Origin of the sequence: Blautia sp. JLR.GB0024 (assembly GCF_037000545.1) — a bacterium.
GTDB classification, from domain to species: Bacteria; Bacillota; Clostridia; order Lachnospirales; family Lachnospiraceae; genus Blautia; species Blautia celeris.
In genome coordinates this window covers 45081-66296 of record NZ_JBANBF010000001.1, presented here as the reverse complement: position 1 = coordinate 66296, position 21216 = coordinate 45081, and the positions used below count along the sequence as shown (strand labels likewise).

Genomic DNA, 21216 nt, shown 5'->3' with positions numbered 1-21216 from the left:
CCCGCTGCCCTCCTTCTACAGCCTTATCAATAAAACACTTCTCGGTGGAATTTCGAAATCTATTCCCCGTTCCGTCATTTTATAGTCATAAAATTGTACTTTTTTCACACAGTCAGACGCCTGCACAGTATTGTGCGCATTCATCGCCCCGTGAAGAATAAACGCTTCTGCCTCGTCTGCCTTACCACCTAAAATTTCACATTCTATATCATAAGAAGTATCTGCAGAAAAATTCACAATTGTAATATTTAACTTCCCATCATCCCCGATAGATACGGAATGATTCATATTCACTATTCTGTCAGCTTCCGGACCAATCTCCTCTGTTTCCAGATAGCTATCCAAAAGTATAGCGTTTTGATGATATTTGAACATATCATATACATAATAAGTAGGTGTTTTAACAACTTTATCTTTCTCCGTGATAAGAACAGACTGCAGAACATTAACAGCTTGTGCTATATTAGCCATGGAGATTCTGTCACTGTACTGATTAAAAATATTAAGGTTCGCAGCTGCAGTCACCGCATCACGGACTGTATTCTGCTGAAACAGATGTCCCGGATTCGTGCCGGGTTCCGGATTATACCAGTTTCCCCACTCGTCTATGATGAAATCGACTCTTCCCTTCGGGTCATACCTGCGCATAATTCCTGTATGTATACGAATCAGATTTTCCATTTTCAAAGACTGTGAGATTGTGTGATACCATTCACTCTCTCCGAATTTTATGGACTCTCCCTTCTGTCCTTCTATGTTTACACCCGGATATGTATAGTAATGCAGAGAAATCGCATCCAGATTATTCGCTGCCTTTTTCATCAGAACATCTGTCCATTCGTAATCATCATCCAGCGGTCCGCAGGCAATTTTGTAAACAGATTCCTCACCATAGCTTCTGACGTAAGTTTGAAACTGATTATAAACATCCGCATAATAACCTGCAGTCATGTTTCCTCCGCAAAGCCAGTTTTCATTTCCTATTCCCAGGTATTTCAGTTTCCAGGGCTTCTCCTGCCCATTTTTTTTTCTGAGATGAGTAAGGGAAGAATCTCCTGCAAATGTCATATATTCAATCCATTTCTGCATCTCTTCCACTCTTCCGCTTCCCAAATTCACGTTTATATAGGGTTCACAGCCAATCTGTCTGCAGAGCTCAAAAAACTCGTGTGTTCCAAAACTATTATCTTCCACATCACCTCCCCAATGTGTATTTATGGTTCTACGCCTTTCACTGCGTGTGCCAATTCCGTCCATCCAGTGATATTCGTCTGCAAAATTCCCTCCCGGCCAGCGCAAAACAGGAACGCGTATTTCTCTGAGAGCTGACACTACGTCTTTTCTCATTCCTTTTTCATTTGGTATACCGGAGTTCTCACCGACATAAATCCCTTCGTAAATGCAGCGCCCCAGATGTTCTGTAAAATGCCCGTATATATTTTTATTAATGCGGTTTTTCCGATGATAACCATTGATGACCAGTCTGCTCATGGACTTTCCTCCCTTAATTTAACTTTTTAATTTAATATTTAATGTTTTGATTGATTAATTGTATAGTATCACTATTTTATTGACATGTCAACGCTTTTATTAGTCATTATTCAACATTTTTTAATGTATTTAACATTTATATTAAATATATTTCTTATTATTAAATATATTTTCAAACAAATATTTAGTCTTTTTGTACGTTGCCATGTTTTTTTTTAAATGTTATAATCTGGTAATAGAAAGCGTATCTATGAAAGGAAATCCTTATGCTGTATTTTAAAAACCCAGAACAGGCTCTGCCTGTCTTTAAAGCATTGTCATCAGAAGTCAGGCTGAAAATCCTGAATATCATTTCAGAAAACGAAGGAAAAAATCTGAATGAAATTGCTCAGATGCTTAGTCTTACCAACAGTGCAATCTCAACCCATATCAACAAATTGCTGGAAGCGGATTTAATTGAAATCCATTCTGTATCCGGTACAAGAGGTTCCATGAAAATCTGTAAACCCAAACATAATAATCTGATCGTTGAATTGCAGCCATCCATCACCCAGGAGAACTGTTATCATCAGGACATCCGTATTGGTCATTATACTGCCTGTCAGGTAAAGCCAACTTGCGGTCTGGCCACTGTAAACGGCCTGATTGGTGAATTTGATGATCCCAGATATTTTTATTTTGCTCAGAGATTTGAGGCTTCTGTTTTATGGTTCTCCTCAGGATATATCGAATACAATATTCCCAATGATTTAAAAGCGGGGGAACGTCTGGTTGAACTGCAGCTGTCTTTTGAAATTTCGTCTGAGGCACCGGGCTTTCAGGATGTCTATCCCTCAGATATTTATTTTTCAGTCAATGATGTCCCACTTGGTTACTGGGTAAGTCCTGGAGATTATGGCTCAAAACGCGGCCGTTTTAATCCCTCCTGGTATCCGGACGGCAACAATCAATACGGGCTGCTCAAAATGCTCATTGTCAATAAAAACGGAACCTTCATCGATGGAAGCACTAAAATCTCAGATACCACCATTGATGACCTGCATATTGATTACAGCCATCCCATCACCCTGCGTTTTTCTAATCCGGAGGACACCCGAAATCCCGGAGGATTTACTATTTTCGGTGCAGGTTTTGGAAATCACAATCAATCCATCAAAGCAAAGCTTTTATATGAATGACAACCTGACAACAAAAAAGCCCTTTGCCATATGCATTCTCAGCACACAGCAAAGGGCTTTTATATCATAATTTACTCTATTATTTACAACCGCATCTTAAAATCCTCATACCCAAACGCCTTCACCACCTCGCACTCCCCATGTTCCCGCTCCACAGCAATTGCGGGCAGACACATACCGTTAAAGGTATTATTCTTCACCATGGTATAGATGGCCATATCGCCGAATTCCAGGCGTTCCCCCACTGACAGGGGATGGTCAAAGGAATAGGTTCCTATCACATCGCCGGCCAGACACGTCGGCCCGGCCAGACGATACGTGTATGGGTATTCCCCAGCCTCCCTGCTTCCGGCCAGAGGCGGTCTGTAGGGCATCTCCAGTACATCGGGCATATGGCAGGCAGCAGAGGCATCTAAAATGGCGATGCCGCCGTCCTGGTAAAAGGTATCCAGCACCTTTGTAAGAAGCACCCCCGCGTTTAATGCCACCGCCTCACCGGGTTCCAGATAGACGGTGACCCGGTATTTTTCCCGAATGCGCCGGATACATTCCTCCAAAAGCCCGATGTTGTAACCCGGTCTGGTAATATGGTGTCCGCCGCCGAAATTTACCCATTTCATCCGGTACAGATACTCACCGAACTTCTCCTCCACAGCATCCAGTGTTGTTTTCAAATCATCTGCGTCCTGCTCGCAGAGTGTGTGGAAATGTATTCCCTCCACACCTTCCAGAAGCTCCGGCCGAAACCGTTCCCTCGTCACACCCAGTCGGGAACCGGGTGCACAGGGGTCATAGACGGCATGTCCTTCCTGCGTGGAACACTGGGGATTGATCCGTATCCCCATACTTTTTCCCGCGTCCAGCACCCGTTTCCCGTATTTTTCTATCTGCGCAAAAGAATTGAATACAATATGCCCGCAGTAAGAAAGGATCTCCTCAAACTCCTCCTCCTTATAGGCTGGGGAATAGATGTGGTTTTCCTTTCCCATCTCCTTCGCCCCCAGTCTTGCCTCGAAAAGTCCGCTGGCAGCCGTACCGCTCAAATAACTGCCGATCAGCGGATAGAGGCTGTACATGGAAAACGCCTTCTGTGCCAGCAGTATCCTGCACCCGGTCCGGTCCATGATTCCTTTTAAAAGGCGCAGGTTTTTCTCCAGATCCGGTAAGGAGACCAAATAGCACGGCGTGGGCAGTTCCTCCCGTCTCATAGGCCTACTCCACCAGGCAGGGGGTCTCATTTATCTGATACGGCAGCCCCCACTCCTTCAGTGCCTCCATAAACGGGTCCGGATCAAACTCCTCGATATTGTGCACACCTGGCTTGTTCCAGGTACCGGTCATAAGCATCATGGCACCGATCATGGCCGGCACTCCGGTGGTGTAGGACACTGCCTGGGAACCGGTCTCCTTATAACACTCCTGATGGTCACACACATTATAAATATACAGATGCTGTTCCTTCCCATTCTTTTTGCCTGTAAATATACAGCCGATATTAGTCTTGCCCTTTGTCCTGGGCCCCAGGGCAGCCGGGTCAGGAAGCACAGCTTTTAAAAACTGCAGCGGCACGATCTCCTTTCCCTCATACAGTATGGGTTCAATGGATGTCATTCCCACATTTTCCAGACATTTCAGATGTGTAAGATAACTCTCCCCGAAAGTCATGAAGAAACGTATCCTTTTGATCCCCGGAATATTCAGCGCAAGAGATTCCAGTTCCTCATGGTGGAGCAGATACATATCCTTTTCCCCCACTTCCGCGAAATTATATACCCGCTTGATCTCCATGGGTTCTGTCTCCACCCAGTGCCCGTCCTCCCAATAGGAGCCTTTGGCGGAAACCTCGCGGATGTTGATCTCCGGATTGAAATTGGTGGCAAAAGGATACCCATGGTCCCCGCCGTTACAGTCCAGAATATCAATATAGTTGATCTCATCAAAATAATGTTTCAGCGCATAAGCGGAGAATACTCCCGTGACACCCGGGTCAAATCCGCTCCCCAGCAGTGCGGTGATGCCGGCCTTCTCAAACTTTTCCCGGTAGGCCCACTGCCATTTGTATTCAAATTTCGCCGTATCTTCCGGTTCATAATTGGCAGTATCCACATAGTGAGTCCCGGTGGCCAGACAGGCCTCCATGATCGTCAGGTCCTGATAGGGAAGCGCCAGATTCAAAACCACCTGCGGTTTTTCCCTCTCGATCAGAGCTGTCAGCTCCGCCACATTGCCTGCATCCACCTGCGCGGTTGTGATCCTAGTCTTTGTCTTTCCCTCCAGTTCCGCCTTCAGGGCATCGCATTTTGACAGCGTCCTGCTTGCAATACAGACCTCGTCGAATACCCGGCTGTTTGCACAGCATTTGCGGATCGCAACGCCTGCCACACCGCCGCAGCCGATCACCATTACTTTTCCCATATTCTTTTCCTCCTGTCATTTATTTTTTTGTAAACGTGAGATAGCTGTTCAATCATGTCTGCGCATTTACAGAGCAAGCAGCATCTCTCTCACGATTTTTCCTGCCGTAGCTGTGGATACACCGCTCTGGTCAAAAGGCGGACACAGCTCATTCACGTCACATGCTATAACCCGGCATTTTCCGCACACCAAAAGCACTGCCTGCAGAAGTTCCAAAAAGGTTACGCCTCCTGCCTCCGGAGTACCCGTTCCCGGAAATACGGAGGGGTCCAGCACATCCAGGTCCAGCGTAAAATACACCGGCTTTCCCGAAATTCTGTCAACTGCCTGGGAGATTCCCTTCAGATCAAAGGGATGCATGTTTACATGCCCTTTTTCTGCCCACAGAAATTCTTCCCGGTCACCGGAACGAATGCCGAACTGAAAAATGCGGTCATCCCCCACCAATTCCCAGCAGCGCCTCAGCACACAGGCATGGGAGAGCTCTACCCCCAAATAATCCTGCCGCAGATCCGCATGAGCGTCAAAATGCACGATACAGAGGTCAGGATACTTCTTTGCTGCTGCCCGCACACTTCCCAGGGTCACCAAATGTTCCCCGCCGATCATAAAGGGCAGCTTGCCGTCTCTCAAAATCTCCCCTGCCCGGTCCTCAATCTGGTAAAGCACCCGGGCGGTATCCCCGATGGGAAGCTCCAGATCCCCGCTGTCAAATATTTTGAAATCTGTCAGGTCTTTTTTCTGATAAGGACTGTATGTCTCAAGGCCATAGGATTCATTCCGGATGGCCTGGCTTCCAAACCGGGTTCCCGGCCTGAAGGATGTGGTGGAGTCAAAAGGCGCTCCGAATATGACAATACGCGACTCCTCATATTCCCCGCCGCATCCGATAAAATTCACAATATTTTTACTCAACATCTTTCAGCATCTCCTCCACATAAGCCGGCAGGGCAAAGACTCCCGCATGAAGCCTGGGCAGATAATATCTGGTGTGTATCCCCAGAAGCTTCCATCTGACCCCATCCAGGTCGTCCACCGGATGATATTTCTTTGAAGCAAAACCAAACAGCCAGTGTCCCGATGGGTAGGAGGGAATATGGGCCTGGTAAACCCTGCTCACCGGAAAGGACTCCACGATCCGCTTGTGCATTCTGAGACACCAGAAAGCCTCCTCATCGTAAAAGGGGCTCTCATGCTGGTTGATCATGATCCCATCCTCATGAAGCGCGTTAAAACAGTTCCCGTAAAACTCTTTTGTGAACAGCCCCTCTGCCGCCCCGAAAGGATTGGGGGAGTCAATAATGATCAGATCATAGGCATCTGAACGGCTGCGGATGAATTTCAGTCCGTCCTCATGATAGATATTCACTCTCCTGTCATTTAAGCTGCAGGCCATCTGCGGAAAATACCTTCTGCAGACTTCCACCAGAAGCGGGTCTGCCTCCACCACGTCAATCTGCTCTACATCCTCATATTTGACCAGCTCCCGGACAACGCCGCCGTCACCGCCGCCGATGACAAGGATCTGCTTCACATCGGGATGGACCGCCATGGGTACATGGCTTATCATTTCATGGTATATGAATTCATCCTTTTCCGTCAGAGCCAGATCCCCATCCACTACCAGTATCTTCCCGAATTCCCTGGAGCTTAACACGTCCAGACGCTGAAGCTCACTGTTGGCGGAAAAGAGCTGTTCATCCACCCGGATGGATAATTTTACATTGGGTGTATGTACATCCGAAAACCACATTTCCATCATACAGCCCCTCCTTTTAGCACATTGAGACGCCGGATGCCCGCATCCTCAGGCCCTGTCATGGAACAACCTTTTTCCTTTGCATAGACGATATAGTCTAAAATATCCTCTGTGATCTCTTCCCCGGGGGCCAGGATCGGGATTCCCGGCGGGTAACACATGACAAACTCACTGCATATCCTTCCGGCCGTCTCTTCCAAAGGCAGGGATTCTTTCGGCGCATAGAAGGCCTCCTGGGGTGTTGCCACTACTTTGGGGTCTATATACTCCTGGGTCAGCATGCCTGCGCGGTCCTTTTTATACCGCCGCTTTACCTCTGCAAGAGCGCTCACCAAACGTTCCACCTCCTGTCTGCGGTCCCCGATAGACAGGTAAGCCAGAATATTGCCGATGTCGCCAAACTCGATCTGGATGTCATATTCATCCCGCAGAATGTCATAGACCTCAATCCCGGCCAGCCCAATCTCCAGCGTATGCACAGAGAGCTTGGTGCGGTCAAAGGCAAAGATACTGTTTCCGTTTACCAGTTCCTCGGAAAAAGCATAATAGCCGCCGATATTGTTGATCTCCTCCCGGGCGTATTCCGCCAGACCAATAACCTTTTCAAACTCCCGGCGCCCGCGAAGAGCCAGATTTCTCCTGGAAATGTCCAGGCTTGAGAGCAGCAGGTAGGAGCCGCTTGTGGTCTGGGTCAGATTGATGATCTGCCGTACATGCCCCACACTGACTCCCGGCCCTGTCAAAAGAAAAGAGCTCTGCGTCAGGCTCCCCCCTGACTTGTGCATACTCACTGCTGCAATATCAGCCCCGGCAGCCATGGCGGACACGGGAAGCCCCTCCCCGAAGTAAAAGTGTGTCCCGTGGGCTTCATCTGCCAGCACAAGCATACCGTGCTCATGTGCCAGCTTTACGATGGAACGCAGGTCGGAACAGACACCGTAATACGTGGGGTTATTTACAAACACTGCCACTGCATCCGGATTGTTCCGAATCGCCGCCTCCACCTGCTCCAGGCGCATCCCCAGAGAGATTCCCAGCCTGCAGTCCACATCGGGATTCACGTATATCGGCTGCGCGCCGCAGAGGACCAGGGCATTGATGGCGCTTCTGTGTACATTTCTGGGCATGATGATCTTATCTCCCCGCTTGCAGCAGGACAGAACCATGCTCTGCACAGAGGATGTGGTACCTCCCACCATGAGAAACGCGTGGGCCGCGCCGAAAGCCTCCGCCGCCAGCTCCTCCGCCTCACGGATCACAGAGACAGGATGGCAGAGATTATCAAGAGGCTTCATGGAATTAACATCGATCCCCACACATTTTTCTCCCAGAAGCTCCACAAGTTCCGGGTTTCCTTTTCCGTGCTTATGTCCCGGAACATCAAAGGGCACGACCCGCATTTTTCTGAAACGTTCCAGCGCCTCATAGATAGGCGCCCGTTCCTGCTTTAATTCTGACATGTTCGACCTCCTTTTCCGATTCCTGCCTGCACACGGGTGTGCTGTATGTATATACACAAAAAAAGCAAGCAGGACCGTATACATTGTCCTTTGCTTGCTTCTGTTCATCATTATTATAGAACTCCACCGTCCCCCCGTCTGCACCGGGTCTCAAATAAGCCCCTACCCGGGTGAACATGGCTGTTATTCTTTTTCACAAAAACAGATATGGTTTAGAGTCTATATAGCAAATATTTATACTTTTAATACTCTTATTGACCGTTTCACAAGTTTGACGTTTTGTATACGCACTAGTTATAAAGTAACCAACTTATAAAATTTGAGCTTCTAACTCAATCAATAAGGCAATTAAATTGCCGGAAATATTTGCATGGAAATCTTCACCTTTATCTGTCTTCCATACATGCCATACTTTACCATAGCTTTATCAAAATAGCAAGAAAAAATTTAGACAACGCCTGCAAATTTCTGTTTTCACCCCCGGATATCTGTGGTATGATATATTTGTAGCAAAATTTCTGATTCGTAAGGAAAGGAGGGTATAATTGCCGGAATATTGATGACTGTTCAGACCTGCTGGACAGTGACAAATACTGCAGTTATACAGAGAATACAGAATTATGGAAATGAAAAATATGATCGTCGGCCAGTCCGGCGGCCCTACTGCTGCCATTAACAGCAGCCTGTACGGTGTGGTATCGGAGGGACTTCGCCAGAAAGAATTTATCGGACGTGTCTATGGAATGGTAAACGGAATTGAGGGGTTTTTGGAGGGCCATATCCTGGACTTTGAGGACGCACTTCCCGGCGGCATACTGGAAGGGCTGAAAACCACCCCCGGTGCTTACCTGGGATCCTGCCGTTATAAACTGCCGGAAGATTTGTCCGACCCGGTCTATCCTGAGCTGTTTGCCAAGTTTGAGGAGCTGCAGATAGGCTATGTCTTCTACATCGGAGGCAATGACTCCATGGATACTGTGAGCAAGCTCTCCCGCTATGCCGCCTCCGCAGGCAGCGAGATCCGTTTTATCGGAGAGCCGAAGACTGTGGACAACGACCTGGTCCTCACAGACCACACCCCCGGGTTTGGAAGCGCTGCCAGATATGTGGCCTCCACTGTGCGGGAAATCGTCATTGACGCCAATGTTTATGAGAAAAAATCAGTGACCATCATAGAGATCATGGGACGCCACGCCGGCTGGCTCACAGCCGCTTCCGCCCTGGCAAGAAAATATAAAGGGGACAATCCACTGCTCATCTACCTGCCGGAGACAGCCTTTGACCAGGAAGCCTTCCTCAAAAAAGTGAAAGAATGCTTTGAAAAGACGCCCAATGTCATTGTATGCGTTTCTGAGGGCATCCATGATGACAAGGGAACCTTTATCTGTGAATACGACAACCATGTAGGCACCGACACCTTTGGCCATAAAATGCTGGCCGGATGCGGCAAATACCTGGAGAACCTGGTGAGAAACCGCCTGGGTGTCAAGGCTCGCTCCGTAGAGCTGAATGTAAGCCAGCGCTGTTCCTCCTCCATGATGTCCCAGGCAGACCAAAAAGAGGCCGTCATGGCCGGTGAATTCGGCGTCCGCGCTGCACTCAAAGGATATACAGGGAAAATGGTGGCATACAAAAGGACATGCAACCTGCCTTACGCTATCACCTTGGGACTTGAGGATGTAAATGAAATCTGCAACAAGGAAAAAACCGTTCCCCTTGCATGGATCACTGGGGATGGTTCAGACGTAAGCGATGATTTCATCATTTATGCCCTTCCCCTCATTCAGGGAACGGTTGAGGTACCCACAGGTACAGACGGCCTGCCCGCATTTGTATATAGAAAATAAAATCTTTCATACCAAGAGAGAGGGAATCCCGCTTACCGCCGAATCCCCTCTCTCTTATTTCTGTTCTTCGCTGCTGCTGAAAGCCAGCAGAATATTTCTCTGTAAAAATTCTTTCGTCTGCTCTCTCGGAACCTCCTCTGTCTCCAGTCCCTGAAGCAGGTATACAAAATAACTCATAAATCCGGCCATCAATACCATGGTCACAAATGTTTCCGGCATCTTTACAGGGATGGTCCCTTCCTGCTTTCCCTGTTCCATGAGAATGCGGAGCACATTCTCCACCTGGCACTGGGGGCCGCCGAATTTTGTAAATTCCCTGTACAGATTCTCCTTCATTCTGCACTCTTGCCCCTGCAGACGCATAAGCTGTGTGCTGCATCTGCTCTCACTCATCTCTGTCTCGATGAAATCCAGCACTGCCATAATCTGTCCCTTCAGGCTTCCGGTCGTTCGGAGTATCTCCATAATTTTCTGAAACATTTTCTCCCCGGACCAGATGATGGCTTTTGCCACCATCTCCTCCTTACTGGAAAAGTATTCATACGCCGTGCCTTTTCCGATCCCGGCCCGGTTGGTAATATCAGATACTTTAATGGAGTGAATGTCCGCATCTTCCTCTATCAGGTCAATGACCGCCTGAAAAAGAGCCAGTTCCTTCTCACTGAGCTTCTCCTTCATCCACTAATCTCTCCTCATCCTTTTTATAATGACGGCGGTTCAGTATATCATAGATACACGGCACCACAAACAGGGTCAGCAGTGTACCGTAGATCAAACCTCCGATCGTGACGATTGCCATGGGCTGCACCATATCCGCACCCATACCCATGCCCATAGCCATAGTGACAAGGCCGAGGATGGTGGTGAGCGCTGTCATTACAATGGGGCGCAGACGGGCACGGCCGGCTTCCTCGATCGCTGCCCTCTTTTCCATGCCGTCCTTGCGGAGCTGATTGATGTAATCCACAAGCACGATACCATTGTTTACAATGATGCCCGACAGCATGACAAATCCAACCATTGCCACAATGCTGACCGGCTTGTTGCTGACAAGAAGGCCCAGGAAACCGCCTGTAAATGCCAGTGGAATGGTGAACATGATAATGAACGGGGAGAGCAGGGACTGGAACTGTGCCACCATGATCAGGTACATGAACACAAGCGCCAGCGCCAGCATCTGAAGGAGCTGCCCCATGGCCTCATTGATGCTCTCGTCCTCACCTTTCATTTCAACTGTGTACCCCTCCGGTATGGTGTATTTGTCAAGGATCTTCTGTACATCTTGGCTTACAAGCCCGATGTTATAACCGGACGCGATCTCCGCTGTCACGGACATATAGCGTGACTGTCCGTCCCTGTTGATCGCCTGGGGGCTTACGGAATCCTCAAAGTCGGCGATATCCCCCACTTTTATCTCTTCTGTCTCCCCTTCCGCATTGGTAGTCTGGATGGTTATGTCCGCAATCTGTTCCCTTGTGAGGGATTCATCCTTCTCGCTTCTGACATATACGTCGTAATCCTTGGTTGCTGTGGAGATAGTGGTGGCACTTGTGGCCTCAGCGATCTTCTTATTTATCTCCTGGAACACCTGCGCCACAGTCAGGCCGTGCCGCATGGCTTTTGATTTATCCACAACCACCTTGTACTGGGCGTCTGTCTCCTCCATGCCGTCACTGACATTCTGGGTGCCCTCCACTTTTTCAATCTTGCCGGCCAGGTCTGTGGCAATCTCCTGGAGCTGTTCCAGGTCTTTTCCCTTGATCTCTATCTGTATGCCGCTGCCGCCGAGGGCGCTCATATCCATATTGGAAGTGGAAACCACCACCTCACAGCCCTCTACATCCTTGGTTCTTTTCAGTATTTCTTTCTCAAGCTGTCCGTTGTCCAGCTTCTTATCTTCCTTCAGCACCAGGTACATGGTAACTTCATTGGTGGAACTTCCGCCCATAGACATGGCGGAACCTCCGGCCATGGCTCCGATGGTCTCAATATCATCTATATCGGAAATTTTTTCAATGACCTCATCTGCTTTCGCCGCAGTCTCCTTCAGCGGCGTTCCCTTATCCGTGGTCACAGTCATGCTTGCCTGTGTGCTCTCCATGGACGGGAAAAATTCTGTACCCTTGCGCACGGACAGGTACATGCTTCCCAGAAACAAAACCAGGGCTCCCAAAAGCACCCAGGCTTTGTGCGTCAGTGTCTTATGGATCATACGACCGTAAAAGTTCTGTACCTTATCCAAAAACTTTGACGGCTTTGCCTCCGCCCGCTTTAAAAGTCCGGCGGACATCATGGGCACCAGTGTCAGCGCCACGACAAGGCTGGCCACCAGGGAATAGAAGATGGTCAGACCCATATCCACAAAGAGCTGACGGGTAATTCCCTCTGTAAATACAATGGGCGCAAATACGCACACCGTTGTCAAAGTGGAGGAGACGATGGCTCCCGCCACCTGCTTCGCGCCCTCCACAGCAGCTTTTCTGGCAGGTATTCCCAGGCTTCGCATGCGGTATATATTCTCTATAACAACAATGGAGTTATCCACCAGCATGCCGACACCAAGGGCAAGTCCTGAGAGGGAAATAATATTAAGCGTAACTCCTGAGAAATACATGAGCACCAGAGCTGCCACCACACTGATGGGGATGGAGCAGGCAATGACAAAAGTAGGCTTAATATCCCGCAGGAATAAAAACAGCACCAGGATTGCCAGAATACCGCCGTACAGCATATTCTGCAGAACGGAATTAACAACCATATCAATATAAATACCCTGATTCATCAGCGTTGTAAAATGCAGACCGTTGTTTTCCTTTTCCAGTTCATCCATACGCTCCAGAATCTTATCTGCCACATCCCCCGTGGAATATCCGGTCTGCTTCTCTATGGAGAGCATCACGCCGGGGTTGCCGTTGATCTTGGCATACACGTCTGCGGAGTTATCGGTAACGCTGATATCAGCCACATCAGACAGACGGATGGATGCAAGTCCGTCCAGCTTCAGATCCAGAAGGACCAGATCCCCCAGACTGTCCACATCCTGCACCTTATCTCCTACTCTGACCAGATACTCCTTGTTGTCCTCCGTCACATAGCCTGCAGGCATGGCAAAGTTCTCTGCCGTGAGGATACCCTTAACCATATCAGATGTCAGGATCGTATTTAAATCCGCTTTGTCCTGCGCCTGTTCCTTCGCCTCATCTAACTGTTCCCTGCCTGAGTCAAGCTGGGACTGGGCTGCCTCCAACTGGGCCGTTCCCATGGCAATCTTGGAAGAAGCGGAACTGAGCTGAATGGAGGCCATGATCTTCTGGGTCTCAAGCTGGACCTGGGCTGCGCTCATCTGGGACTGTCCTGCCTCGATCTGGGCCTTTGCCTCCTGCAGCTTTTGAATCCCTGCGCTTAACTGGGCCTGGCCCTCTGCAAGCTGGGCTTTTGCCCCTGCGATTTCCTGCAGTCCTTTGTTAGCGGCATCCAGCCCTTTATCCACTACCTCAACAGGGTCAAGCTTGGAAAGCTGCTCATTCAGAGCGGCAAGCTGCTGCTCCATCTCCGCCTTTTTGTTCTCCATCTCCTCTTTGGCTGCTGTGAGCTGGGCAATGGCCTGCTGCCATTCCTCATCTGTCATACTGTCAGGTTTTTCAGGTGTCAGGGCACTCAGCTGTTCTTCCAGCTCTTCTATCTGCCCCTGAATCGCCGCGATCCCTTCCTCCAGCTTCTGGCTCCCCTCCTGGGCCTCCAGGAGTTTATTCTTTGCCTCTGTCAGCTTTTCCACAGTCAGGTTCAGGCCTTCCTCTGTGGCCTGCAGCAGCTTGGACTGACTGTCAAGCTCCGTCTGTTTGCTCTCCAGGTTCTGAAGCTGCATATCCACCTCAGCCGCACTTTTTGTCAGCTCACTCTGGGCCTGGGAGAGCTGTCCGCTTCCCTCCCCAATCTGGGAGGCCGCTTCATTCTGGCCGTTTTCCAGTTCACTCTGACCGCTTTCCAGCTCACTTTTTCCGGAATCCAGCTCTGCCTGGGCATCATTGAGCTTCTGCTCCTCCTCGGCGAACTTGCCGTTTATGGCATCCTGAACCTTACGGTTCATGGCATCCAACTTCTCCTGGTTGATCCGCACCTCAACACTCTCGGTGACGCCGCCGCTTTGGGAAACCCTGGCAACCCCATCTATGCTCTCGATATTGGGCTGTACATTATCTTCTATGTAATCGGTAAGCTCCGCAGCCGTAAGGCCATCCACATCCACGGCCGCCACCAGGACCGGAAGCATATCCGGGTTCAGCTTCATAATAATAGGATTACTCACCGAGTCATCCCAGTACCCTTTGATCTGATCCAGATTCTCCCGCATCTCCAGTGACACGGAATCCATATTGGTGGTCTCCTCAAACTCCAGGATCACCATGGATACATTTTCCCTGGAAACAGAGCTTACATTCTTGATATTGCTGACTGTTGCCATACTCTGTTCAATAGGCTTTGTAACAGTCTCCTCCACCGATTCGGGGCTGGCTCCCACATAGGTGGTCATTACAATTGCATAGGGCAGATTCATGCTGGGCAGCAGATCCGTGTTCATCTTCGTCACAGACACCACGCCCAAAAGAATCACCAGCACCACCGCCACAATGACGGTATAGGGCTTTTTCACACTAAAACGCGATAACATTTGAAGTCCTCCTGTATTTTTGATCGGCCGACCGACTGACCGGTCAGTCTAATGTAAAAATTATATGTCTTTCCAGTAGGTGTGTCAACAAATCTATTTATTAAAGTTGCATAAACTTCCAAATATATTACGGTTCACGGCATGCCCGGCAGCCTGAATATTCAGACATCTTTCCGGGACAGGCCCACGCAGAGGCCTGCCAGCAGAAAATAAAAAGGTGTGATCACCGGCTGAAGGATTCCGATGAACCCCTGAAGAAACATACAGAGAAAGGGAATCAGCCAGGGATATATCTCCTCTCTTCTGTTTTTCCACACCGCGCGGCATACACCGGCAAAACACCCCGCCCAGGCGGCTGCCCCGAAGATTCCGGTGGTAAGGAGCAGATGCAGGAGATCATTGTGGGCACTGTCGTAAATCTGTCCCGTCTTTTCTACCATCTCCCCGCTGCTTGTCTGCATCATGAGAAGTTTCAGTGTATCAGGTCCATATCCGAACAGCTTCCGCACAGGCGGCGCCTCCAAAAAAAGCTCCCAGGTCCGTTTCCAGATATATCCCCGGTTACTGCCCCAAAAGTCCGTGACCCGAAGAAAACCCGGTCCCTGCAGCACTCCTGCGTTCACCAGCCCGAAAGCAAGTACCCCTATCGCCGCCACCCCGCCCAGGCAAAGCATATAATAACGGTGCACTCCGGCTGCCGCCTGTTTCCACCAATCCTCTTTCAGGCCCCATCTCACTGCCGCGTACAGACAGGCAGATAACACCAGTCCCGCTGCCGCTGTCTGCCAGGATGCCAGGTATCCGGGCAGTGCCGTATAACTGCAGACTGCCTTTTTCCCCAGAAGCCAGGCTGCAAAGCAGGCCGCAGAAAAGGCAGCCCCTGTCTGTGTGATCCTGTACAGATATATCTTACTTTTGTAAAAGGCTGCGGGCAGGAAAAGGAATCCGGCGAAAACTCCCAGAAAGCCCCCGTCACTGTTTCCTGCGAACAATCCCAGAAATCCTATAAAACAGACAGCCAGAACCTCCCGCTCCCCGCCCAGGCAGAATCCCGCCATAGCGGAAACCGCCAGCAGTGCGCAGAACCCGGAAAAAATGTTGTTGTACCCAATGGTGGAAAGATAGGCTCCTGTAAGCCCCTCAGGAACGTGTTCCAGAAACCCCCAGAAATCCACGCCCGCAAAGTGCAGAATCCCTACCGCTGCGGTCACTGCCCCGATGGTATAGAATATAAGGGAAAAGAAGGATAGGTCGCAGCAGTTCCTTGATACCAGCAGATAACACAGGCACATACACACATACAGCAGGGCTCCCGCCCATCTCCCTCCGCTTCCCGTAAAGGATGCCATCCCGTAAGGGGACAGGACCGAGGATACCAGCACCGCTGCCCCCAGAGACAAGAAGCAGATATCCGCCGTCTCCGCCTTCCGGTTTCCTCTTTGCCCCATAAACGCTGTCACACACCAAAAAACGGCCGCGGCAATGGTAACCGCAATAAAAAAACAGCTTTTTGACTTCTGTATATTATAATAATAATCTGTAAAGAACAGCGGAAACACGCCCGCCACCAGACAGATGTAAACCTTTCTTCCTTTTTCGCACAGTTCGCTCATAGTCTTCCTCCCACAACATTTAGATATATTATATCAAAAAAAGTGAAAACAAGAAAGATTATTCGTCATTTTAACCATTTCTTCCTTTACTTATTTTCATATCATGGTATAATGATATTTATAAGTGCAATACCAACAAATATATGGGGGCACAGAAAGCATGAACAGAAACAGCAAATGGTTCCGTATTTTATTTCTGGTGATCGCAGCTATATTTGTGATCAGCACCTGTGCTTTTGTGAACACAAAGGTTCAGGACGCAAAAGCGCAGAAGGAATATGAACGGCTGCAGGAACTGGCACGAAAGCAGCAGGAGGAAGAGGATAAAAAAGCAGAAGAGGAAATGAAACGGCAGGAAGAGGAAGAAGCACAGCGGGCTAAAAAAGCTGCGGAGGAGGAAGCCGCAAGGCAGGCAGCTCTTGAAAAAGAAAAGAAAAGGAAATCCTTCCCCATTGATTTTGAAGGGCTGAGAGAACAGAATGAAGATATCTTTGCCTGGATCACCATTCCCGATACCGTCATAGACTATCCGCTCCTATGCCATCCGTCAGACGATACCTACTATCTCAACCACGACCCGGCAGGTAATCAGGTACAGCCCGGCGCCATTTTCATTGAGAGCATCAACAGCCTGGATATGAGTGATTCCAACACCATTCTCTATGGACATAACCAGCGAGATCAGTCCATGTTCGGCTCTCTCCATCAGTATGAAGATCAGGCTTATTTTGATACGCATCCCACGATTCTTATCTATACAAAAGATTATAAACTGCTTACATATACTGTCTTTAACTGCGGACAGATTGATGACAGCCATATTCTGGGGGAACCCAGCATGAACGGGGATACCGCTTTATTCCAGTCCTATCTGGACAATATAAAGAGCGGTACCATGCCGAAACAGCATCTGCGAAAAGATGTACAGGTAACTTCTGCGGATAAGATCATTACCCTGTCTACATGCGAAAACGGAGGACAAAATGACAGGCGTTTTATTGTACAGGCAGTGCTCACTTCCAGCGAGGATTACTGAGACACAGCCGTCAGGGGGAATATAAAGCAGCACGGCTTTATATAATATTTCTACTTTGAAAGGAGATTTAAAAAGATGAAGATGAAAAAGTTATTGGCTGTAGTGACTGCAGCAGTGCTGACCATGGCAACCGCCATGACCGCTTACGCCGCGCCTGTTGCCAGCGGAGGGGATGTATCAAAAGAAGACCCTGATGATGACGGCCTGACACCGGAGGAAGAAGAGTTCCTCAAAAAGGCTGCAACTGACAAAGTATCTGCTGTGGGGGAAAACGGCACTTCTCTTGTCACCATCGCCCTGGATTACAACAAAGTGGATGAAGATGTGGTAAAAGAGTTATCGAAACAGATCGACACAAGCAAAGCTCCCGGAAAGCTGGTCGGCTTATATGAAGTAGGCGTTGCAACTGCAGCCGGCGAAGAATACAGCGGCAAAGTTACTCTGACCTTTAAAGTTGACGGTGTAAAACCAGGTGATACCGTGACCGTGGTTCATTATCTCACAGATGCGGACGGAAACTTGACCGGAGAAATTGAATATATTAAGCCGGACAGTGTGGGCAACGGAACCGTGACAGCCACCTTCACAAGCCTTTCTCCAATCGGTATTGTGGTACAGGTTGCAAAAGCAGAAAAAACTCCGGCCAAAACAACAGCAGCCAAAACAAAGAAGACAACCACTGCTGCCAAAAAATCCCCGAAGACAGGAAACGAGGACTACACCATGATCATGCTCCTCTCTGCAGCAGCACTTGGCGTAATGACCGCAGTTTCCAAAAAGGGTAAAAAAGCCTGATTGACAAAATCCTTCTTATAAAATACAGAGACAGCCCCGGCAGCGAATCCGCCGGGGCTGTCTCTGTATTTATAGGAAGGATTTTATTATTTGTCATAGAGATGACAGGCGACCATATGTCCGTTTCCATTATCCTTTAATTCCGGGATCACCGTATCGCACCCTTCTGTCTTCTTAAAGCAGCGGGAACAGAAGCGGCAGCCTGCCGGAGGATTTATGGGTGTGGGAACATCTCCTGTCAGGATGATCCTCTCTTTTTTCTTTGTAATATCCGTGGAGGGGATGGCTGACAGCAGTGCCTGTGTGTAAGGGTTCAGCGGGTTATCATAGATCTCACGCTTATCTGCCACCTCCATCAGCTTGCCCAGGTACATAACGCCAACCCGGTCGCTGATGTGTTTCACCACATTCAGTCCGTGGGCGATGAACAGATAGGTAAGGCCGAACTCCTCCTTTAAGTCATCCAGCAGGTTCAGTACCTGTGCCTGAATGGATACGTCCAGCGCGGATACCGGCTCATCACAGACGATCAGCTTGGGCTGTACAGCCAGCGCACGGGCAATGCCCACCCTCTGCCTCTGTCCGCCTGAGAACTCATGGGGATAACGGTTTCTCTGGTGGTTTGCAAGGCCTACACAGTTCATGAGATATGTAACCCTGTCCTCCACCTGGTCATCCGGCATCAGTTTGTTGATGCGGATCGGCTCTCCGATAATATCCCCCACTGTCATACGGGGATTTAAGGATGCATAGGGGTCCTGGAAAATGAGCTGAATATCCTTACAGTATTTCCGCCTCTCCTTTGTGGAGAGCTTGGAGATATCCTTTCCGTCGTACAGGATCTCACCAGCGGTTGGTTTGTACAAATCCACCAGCATTTTGCCGATGGTGGATTTGCCGCAGCCGGACTCTCCTACCAGGCCCAGGGCCTCGCCTTTATATATTTTAAATGATACATCGTCCACAGCTTTTAAAACAGCGGTGGGTTTTCCGAAGAAATTTGTCTCCACATCGAAATACTTTTTCAGGTGTTTTACCTCCAAAAGGACTTCTTTCTTCTCTTCACTCATCTTACTCACCCTCCACTTCGTCGCTTACCAGGAAGCATCTTACTTTTCTTCCATCCTCTGTGACGGACAGCTTCGGCATATGCTCTCTACACTTTTCCATGCATTTGTCACAGCGGTCTGCAAAGGAACATCCCTTTGGCAGATGGATGGGGTCCGGTACGATACCTTTGATCATATAAAGCCGCTCTCTGTCCTCATCCATTTTCGGGATGGAATCCAGAAGCCCCTGTGTATAGGGGTGCAGAGGTTTCGTGAAAAGCTGCTCCACGGTTGCCTGCTCCACTACACGGCCGCAGTACATAACCACTACTTTGTCTGCAGTCTCAGCCACAACACCCAGATCATGGGTGATCAGCAGCACTGCCATACCCAGCTTTTCCCTCAGCCGGTTGATCAGATCCAGAATCTGTGCCTGGATGGTCACGTCAAGGGCTGTTGTAGGCTCATCCGCGATCAGCAGCTCCGGGTCACAGGCCAGTGCCATGGCGATCATGACACGCTGGCGCATACCTCCTGACATCTGATGGGGATAGTCGTTCACGCGCTGTTCCGGCGCAGGAATCCCTACCAGATCCAGCATTTCAATGGCTCTTTTAAGAGCCTCCTTTTTGTTCATGGTGGTGTGGGTCAGAATCGTCTCCATGATCTGGTCTTTGACTCTGTACACCGGGTTTAAGGAGGTCATTGGCTCCTGGAAGATCATGGAGATCTTGTCCCCGCGGACAGCCTGCATCTCCTTTGTGCTCTTCTTTAACAGGTTCTCACCGTTAAACAGGATCTCTCCCCCTGCCACACGGCCCGGATCACGGATCAGGCCCATAACGGAGAGGGAGGTAACACTTTTTCCGGAACCGGACTCTCCCACAACTGCTAGGATCTCTCCCTTGTCCACTTCAAAGCTGACACCGTTTACCGCCTTGACCGTACCTCTTTTTACTTTAAATTCTGTCTCCAGATCTTTTACTTCCAACAACATGATACGGTCCTCCTTATACTCGTTCTTTCGGGTCCAGCGCGTCCCGCAGGCCGTCACCAAACAGGTTGAATGCCAGCACTGCCAGGGTAATGGCAAGACCCGGGAAAATCAGTGTGTAGGGAGCGGAGAATATATAAGTTCTCGCACGCCCCAGCATATCTCCCCACTCTGCCATGGGAGGCTGCACGCCCATACCTAAAAATCCAAGAGCTGCCGTATCCAGAATGGCAGTGGAGATACCCAGGGTTGCCCTTACCACAATGGAGCTGACCACGTTAGGAAGGATGTGGTGGAAAATGATCCTCCTGTCAGAGTTTCCCACAACCTTGGCAGCCGCCACATAATCATTTTCCTTGACAGACAAAATGGAGCTTCGCACAATACGCGCGTACTCCGGAATGGATACCGTACCGATGGCAATGATGGCCTTGTCAAGTCCTTTGCCAAGGGCTGCCATCAAGGTGATGGCCAGAAGAATGGATGGGATTGAGAGCATGATGTCCATACATCTCATGATAAAGGAGTCCACCTTCCCTCCGAAATAGCCTGCCACTGAGCCAAGCACGGTCCCGATCAGCAGGGAATAAGCCACAGCAGCCACACCTACAAAAAGAGAAATCTTCGTACCCGAAAGCACACGTGAAAAGATATCACGTCCAAGCTGGTCTGTTCCGAAATAGTAATCCCTGCAGGGTGCCACAAATGTGTGCCCCATATCAGAGTATTCCGGGTCATAGGGAGCCAGCCAGTCTCCCATAACAGCTAAAAATAGGAAAAACAGAATCACTACAAGGCCTGCCACTGCTGCTTTGTTCTTTTTCAGGGTGTCCCACATCACGCGGATTTGGGATTCCGGTTTTTCCAGTGCCTCCCCTGTTGTCTGTACCTGTTGTTTTTTCCGCATGAC

At 49.3% G+C, this 21216-nt stretch carries 16 protein-coding genes; 4 read left to right on the top strand and 12 right to left on the bottom strand.

Annotated elements, in window-relative coordinates; genetic code table 11:
* Positions 1-15 precede the first annotated feature (15 nt).
* The gene (locus tag V8Q34_RS00270) at positions 16-1491 is read right to left on the bottom strand and encodes an alpha-L-arabinofuranosidase C-terminal domain-containing protein (RefSeq protein WP_033142775.1); all 1476 of its coding nucleotides are present in this window, start codon (positions 1489-1491) and stop codon (positions 16-18) included.
* Positions 1492-1757: 266 nt separating this feature from the next.
* On the opposite strand from V8Q34_RS00270, the gene V8Q34_RS00265 reads away from it, so the two are divergent.
* Positions 1758-2669 (top strand): ArsR/SmtB family transcription factor, encoded by a 912-nt coding sequence (locus V8Q34_RS00265; RefSeq protein WP_033142774.1) that lies wholly within the window; start codon positions 1758-1760, stop codon positions 2667-2669.
* A gap of 83 nt (positions 2670-2752) precedes the next feature.
* Here the strand turns inward: V8Q34_RS00265 and nspC are convergent, their stop codons facing one another.
* From nspC to V8Q34_RS00240, 5 genes are all read right to left on the bottom strand, one after another.
* Positions 2753-3877 carry a carboxynorspermidine decarboxylase gene (nspC, locus tag V8Q34_RS00260; RefSeq protein WP_335834502.1) on the bottom strand — a complete coding sequence of 375 codons (1125 nt, stop codon included), beginning with the start codon at positions 3875-3877 and terminating at the stop codon, positions 2753-2755.
* 4 nt (positions 3878-3881) lie between these two features.
* Entirely contained in the window at positions 3882-5084 is a 1203-nt protein-coding gene (locus V8Q34_RS00255; protein WP_033142772.1) for a saccharopine dehydrogenase family protein, read from the bottom strand.
* A gap of 66 nt (positions 5085-5150) precedes the next feature.
* Positions 5151-6002 (bottom strand): agmatinase, encoded by an 852-nt coding sequence (gene speB, locus V8Q34_RS00250; RefSeq protein ID WP_118743530.1) that lies wholly within the window; start codon positions 6000-6002, stop codon positions 5151-5153.
* Positions 5992-6843, bottom strand: a complete 852-nt coding sequence (gene speE, locus V8Q34_RS00245; protein WP_118743534.1) for a polyamine aminopropyltransferase — start codon at positions 6841-6843, stop codon at positions 5992-5994. Before speE ends, speB begins: the two co-directional genes overlap by 11 nt.
* The gene (locus V8Q34_RS00240; RefSeq protein ID WP_033142770.1) at positions 6843-8303 is read right to left on the bottom strand and encodes an aminotransferase class I/II-fold pyridoxal phosphate-dependent enzyme; all 1461 of its coding nucleotides are present in this window, start codon (positions 8301-8303) and stop codon (positions 6843-6845) included. The genes speE and V8Q34_RS00240 overlap by 1 nt, the downstream gene beginning before the upstream one ends.
* A 620-nt stretch (positions 8304-8923) precedes the next feature.
* On the opposite strand from V8Q34_RS00240, the gene V8Q34_RS00235 reads away from it, so the two are divergent.
* Positions 8924-10150: a 6-phosphofructokinase gene (locus V8Q34_RS00235; RefSeq protein ID WP_335834501.1), complete on the top strand. Its 1227-nt coding sequence runs from the start codon at positions 8924-8926 to the stop codon at positions 10148-10150.
* Positions 10151-10204: 54 nt separating this feature from the next.
* Here V8Q34_RS00235 and V8Q34_RS00230 read toward each other — a convergent pair whose 3' ends face one another.
* From V8Q34_RS00230 to V8Q34_RS00220, 3 genes are all read right to left on the bottom strand, one after another.
* On the bottom strand, positions 10205-10828 hold the full coding sequence (locus tag V8Q34_RS00230; protein ID WP_335834500.1) for a TetR/AcrR family transcriptional regulator: 624 nt from the start codon (positions 10826-10828) through the stop codon (positions 10205-10207).
* On the bottom strand, positions 10809-14819 hold the full coding sequence (locus V8Q34_RS00225) for an efflux RND transporter permease subunit (protein ID WP_335834499.1): 4011 nt from the start codon (positions 14817-14819) through the stop codon (positions 10809-10811). Before V8Q34_RS00225 ends, V8Q34_RS00230 begins: the two co-directional genes overlap by 20 nt.
* Before the next feature lie 161 nt (positions 14820-14980).
* The gene (locus V8Q34_RS00220; RefSeq protein WP_335834498.1) at positions 14981-16432 is read right to left on the bottom strand and encodes an O-antigen ligase family protein; all 1452 of its coding nucleotides are present in this window, start codon (positions 16430-16432) and stop codon (positions 14981-14983) included.
* Between the two features lie 160 nt (positions 16433-16592).
* Between V8Q34_RS00220 and srtB the strand changes: the two genes are divergently transcribed.
* Positions 16593-17468 (top strand): class B sortase, encoded by an 876-nt coding sequence (gene srtB, locus V8Q34_RS00215; RefSeq protein WP_052099632.1) that lies wholly within the window; start codon positions 16593-16595, stop codon positions 17466-17468.
* A gap of 75 nt (positions 17469-17543) precedes the next feature.
* Complete coding sequence (locus V8Q34_RS00210) at positions 17544-18263, top strand: hypothetical protein (protein ID WP_033142766.1); 720 nt, start codon at positions 17544-17546, stop codon at positions 18261-18263.
* Between the two features lie 86 nt (positions 18264-18349).
* Here the strand turns inward: V8Q34_RS00210 and V8Q34_RS00205 are convergent, their stop codons facing one another.
* From V8Q34_RS00205 to V8Q34_RS00195, 3 genes are read right to left on the bottom strand one after another with little or no spacing between them, the layout of a single operon-like run.
* Entirely contained in the window at positions 18350-19333 is a 984-nt protein-coding gene (locus tag V8Q34_RS00205) for an ABC transporter ATP-binding protein (protein WP_054352864.1), read from the bottom strand.
* A gap of 1 nt (position 19334) precedes the next feature.
* Positions 19335-20309, bottom strand: coding sequence for an ABC transporter ATP-binding protein (locus V8Q34_RS00200; RefSeq protein ID WP_033142764.1), 975 nt, complete (start codon positions 20307-20309; stop codon positions 19335-19337).
* Between the two features lie 13 nt (positions 20310-20322).
* The gene (locus V8Q34_RS00195; RefSeq protein ID WP_033142763.1) at positions 20323-21213 is read right to left on the bottom strand and encodes an ABC transporter permease; all 891 of its coding nucleotides are present in this window, start codon (positions 21211-21213) and stop codon (positions 20323-20325) included.
* Positions 21214-21216 lie beyond the last annotated feature (3 nt).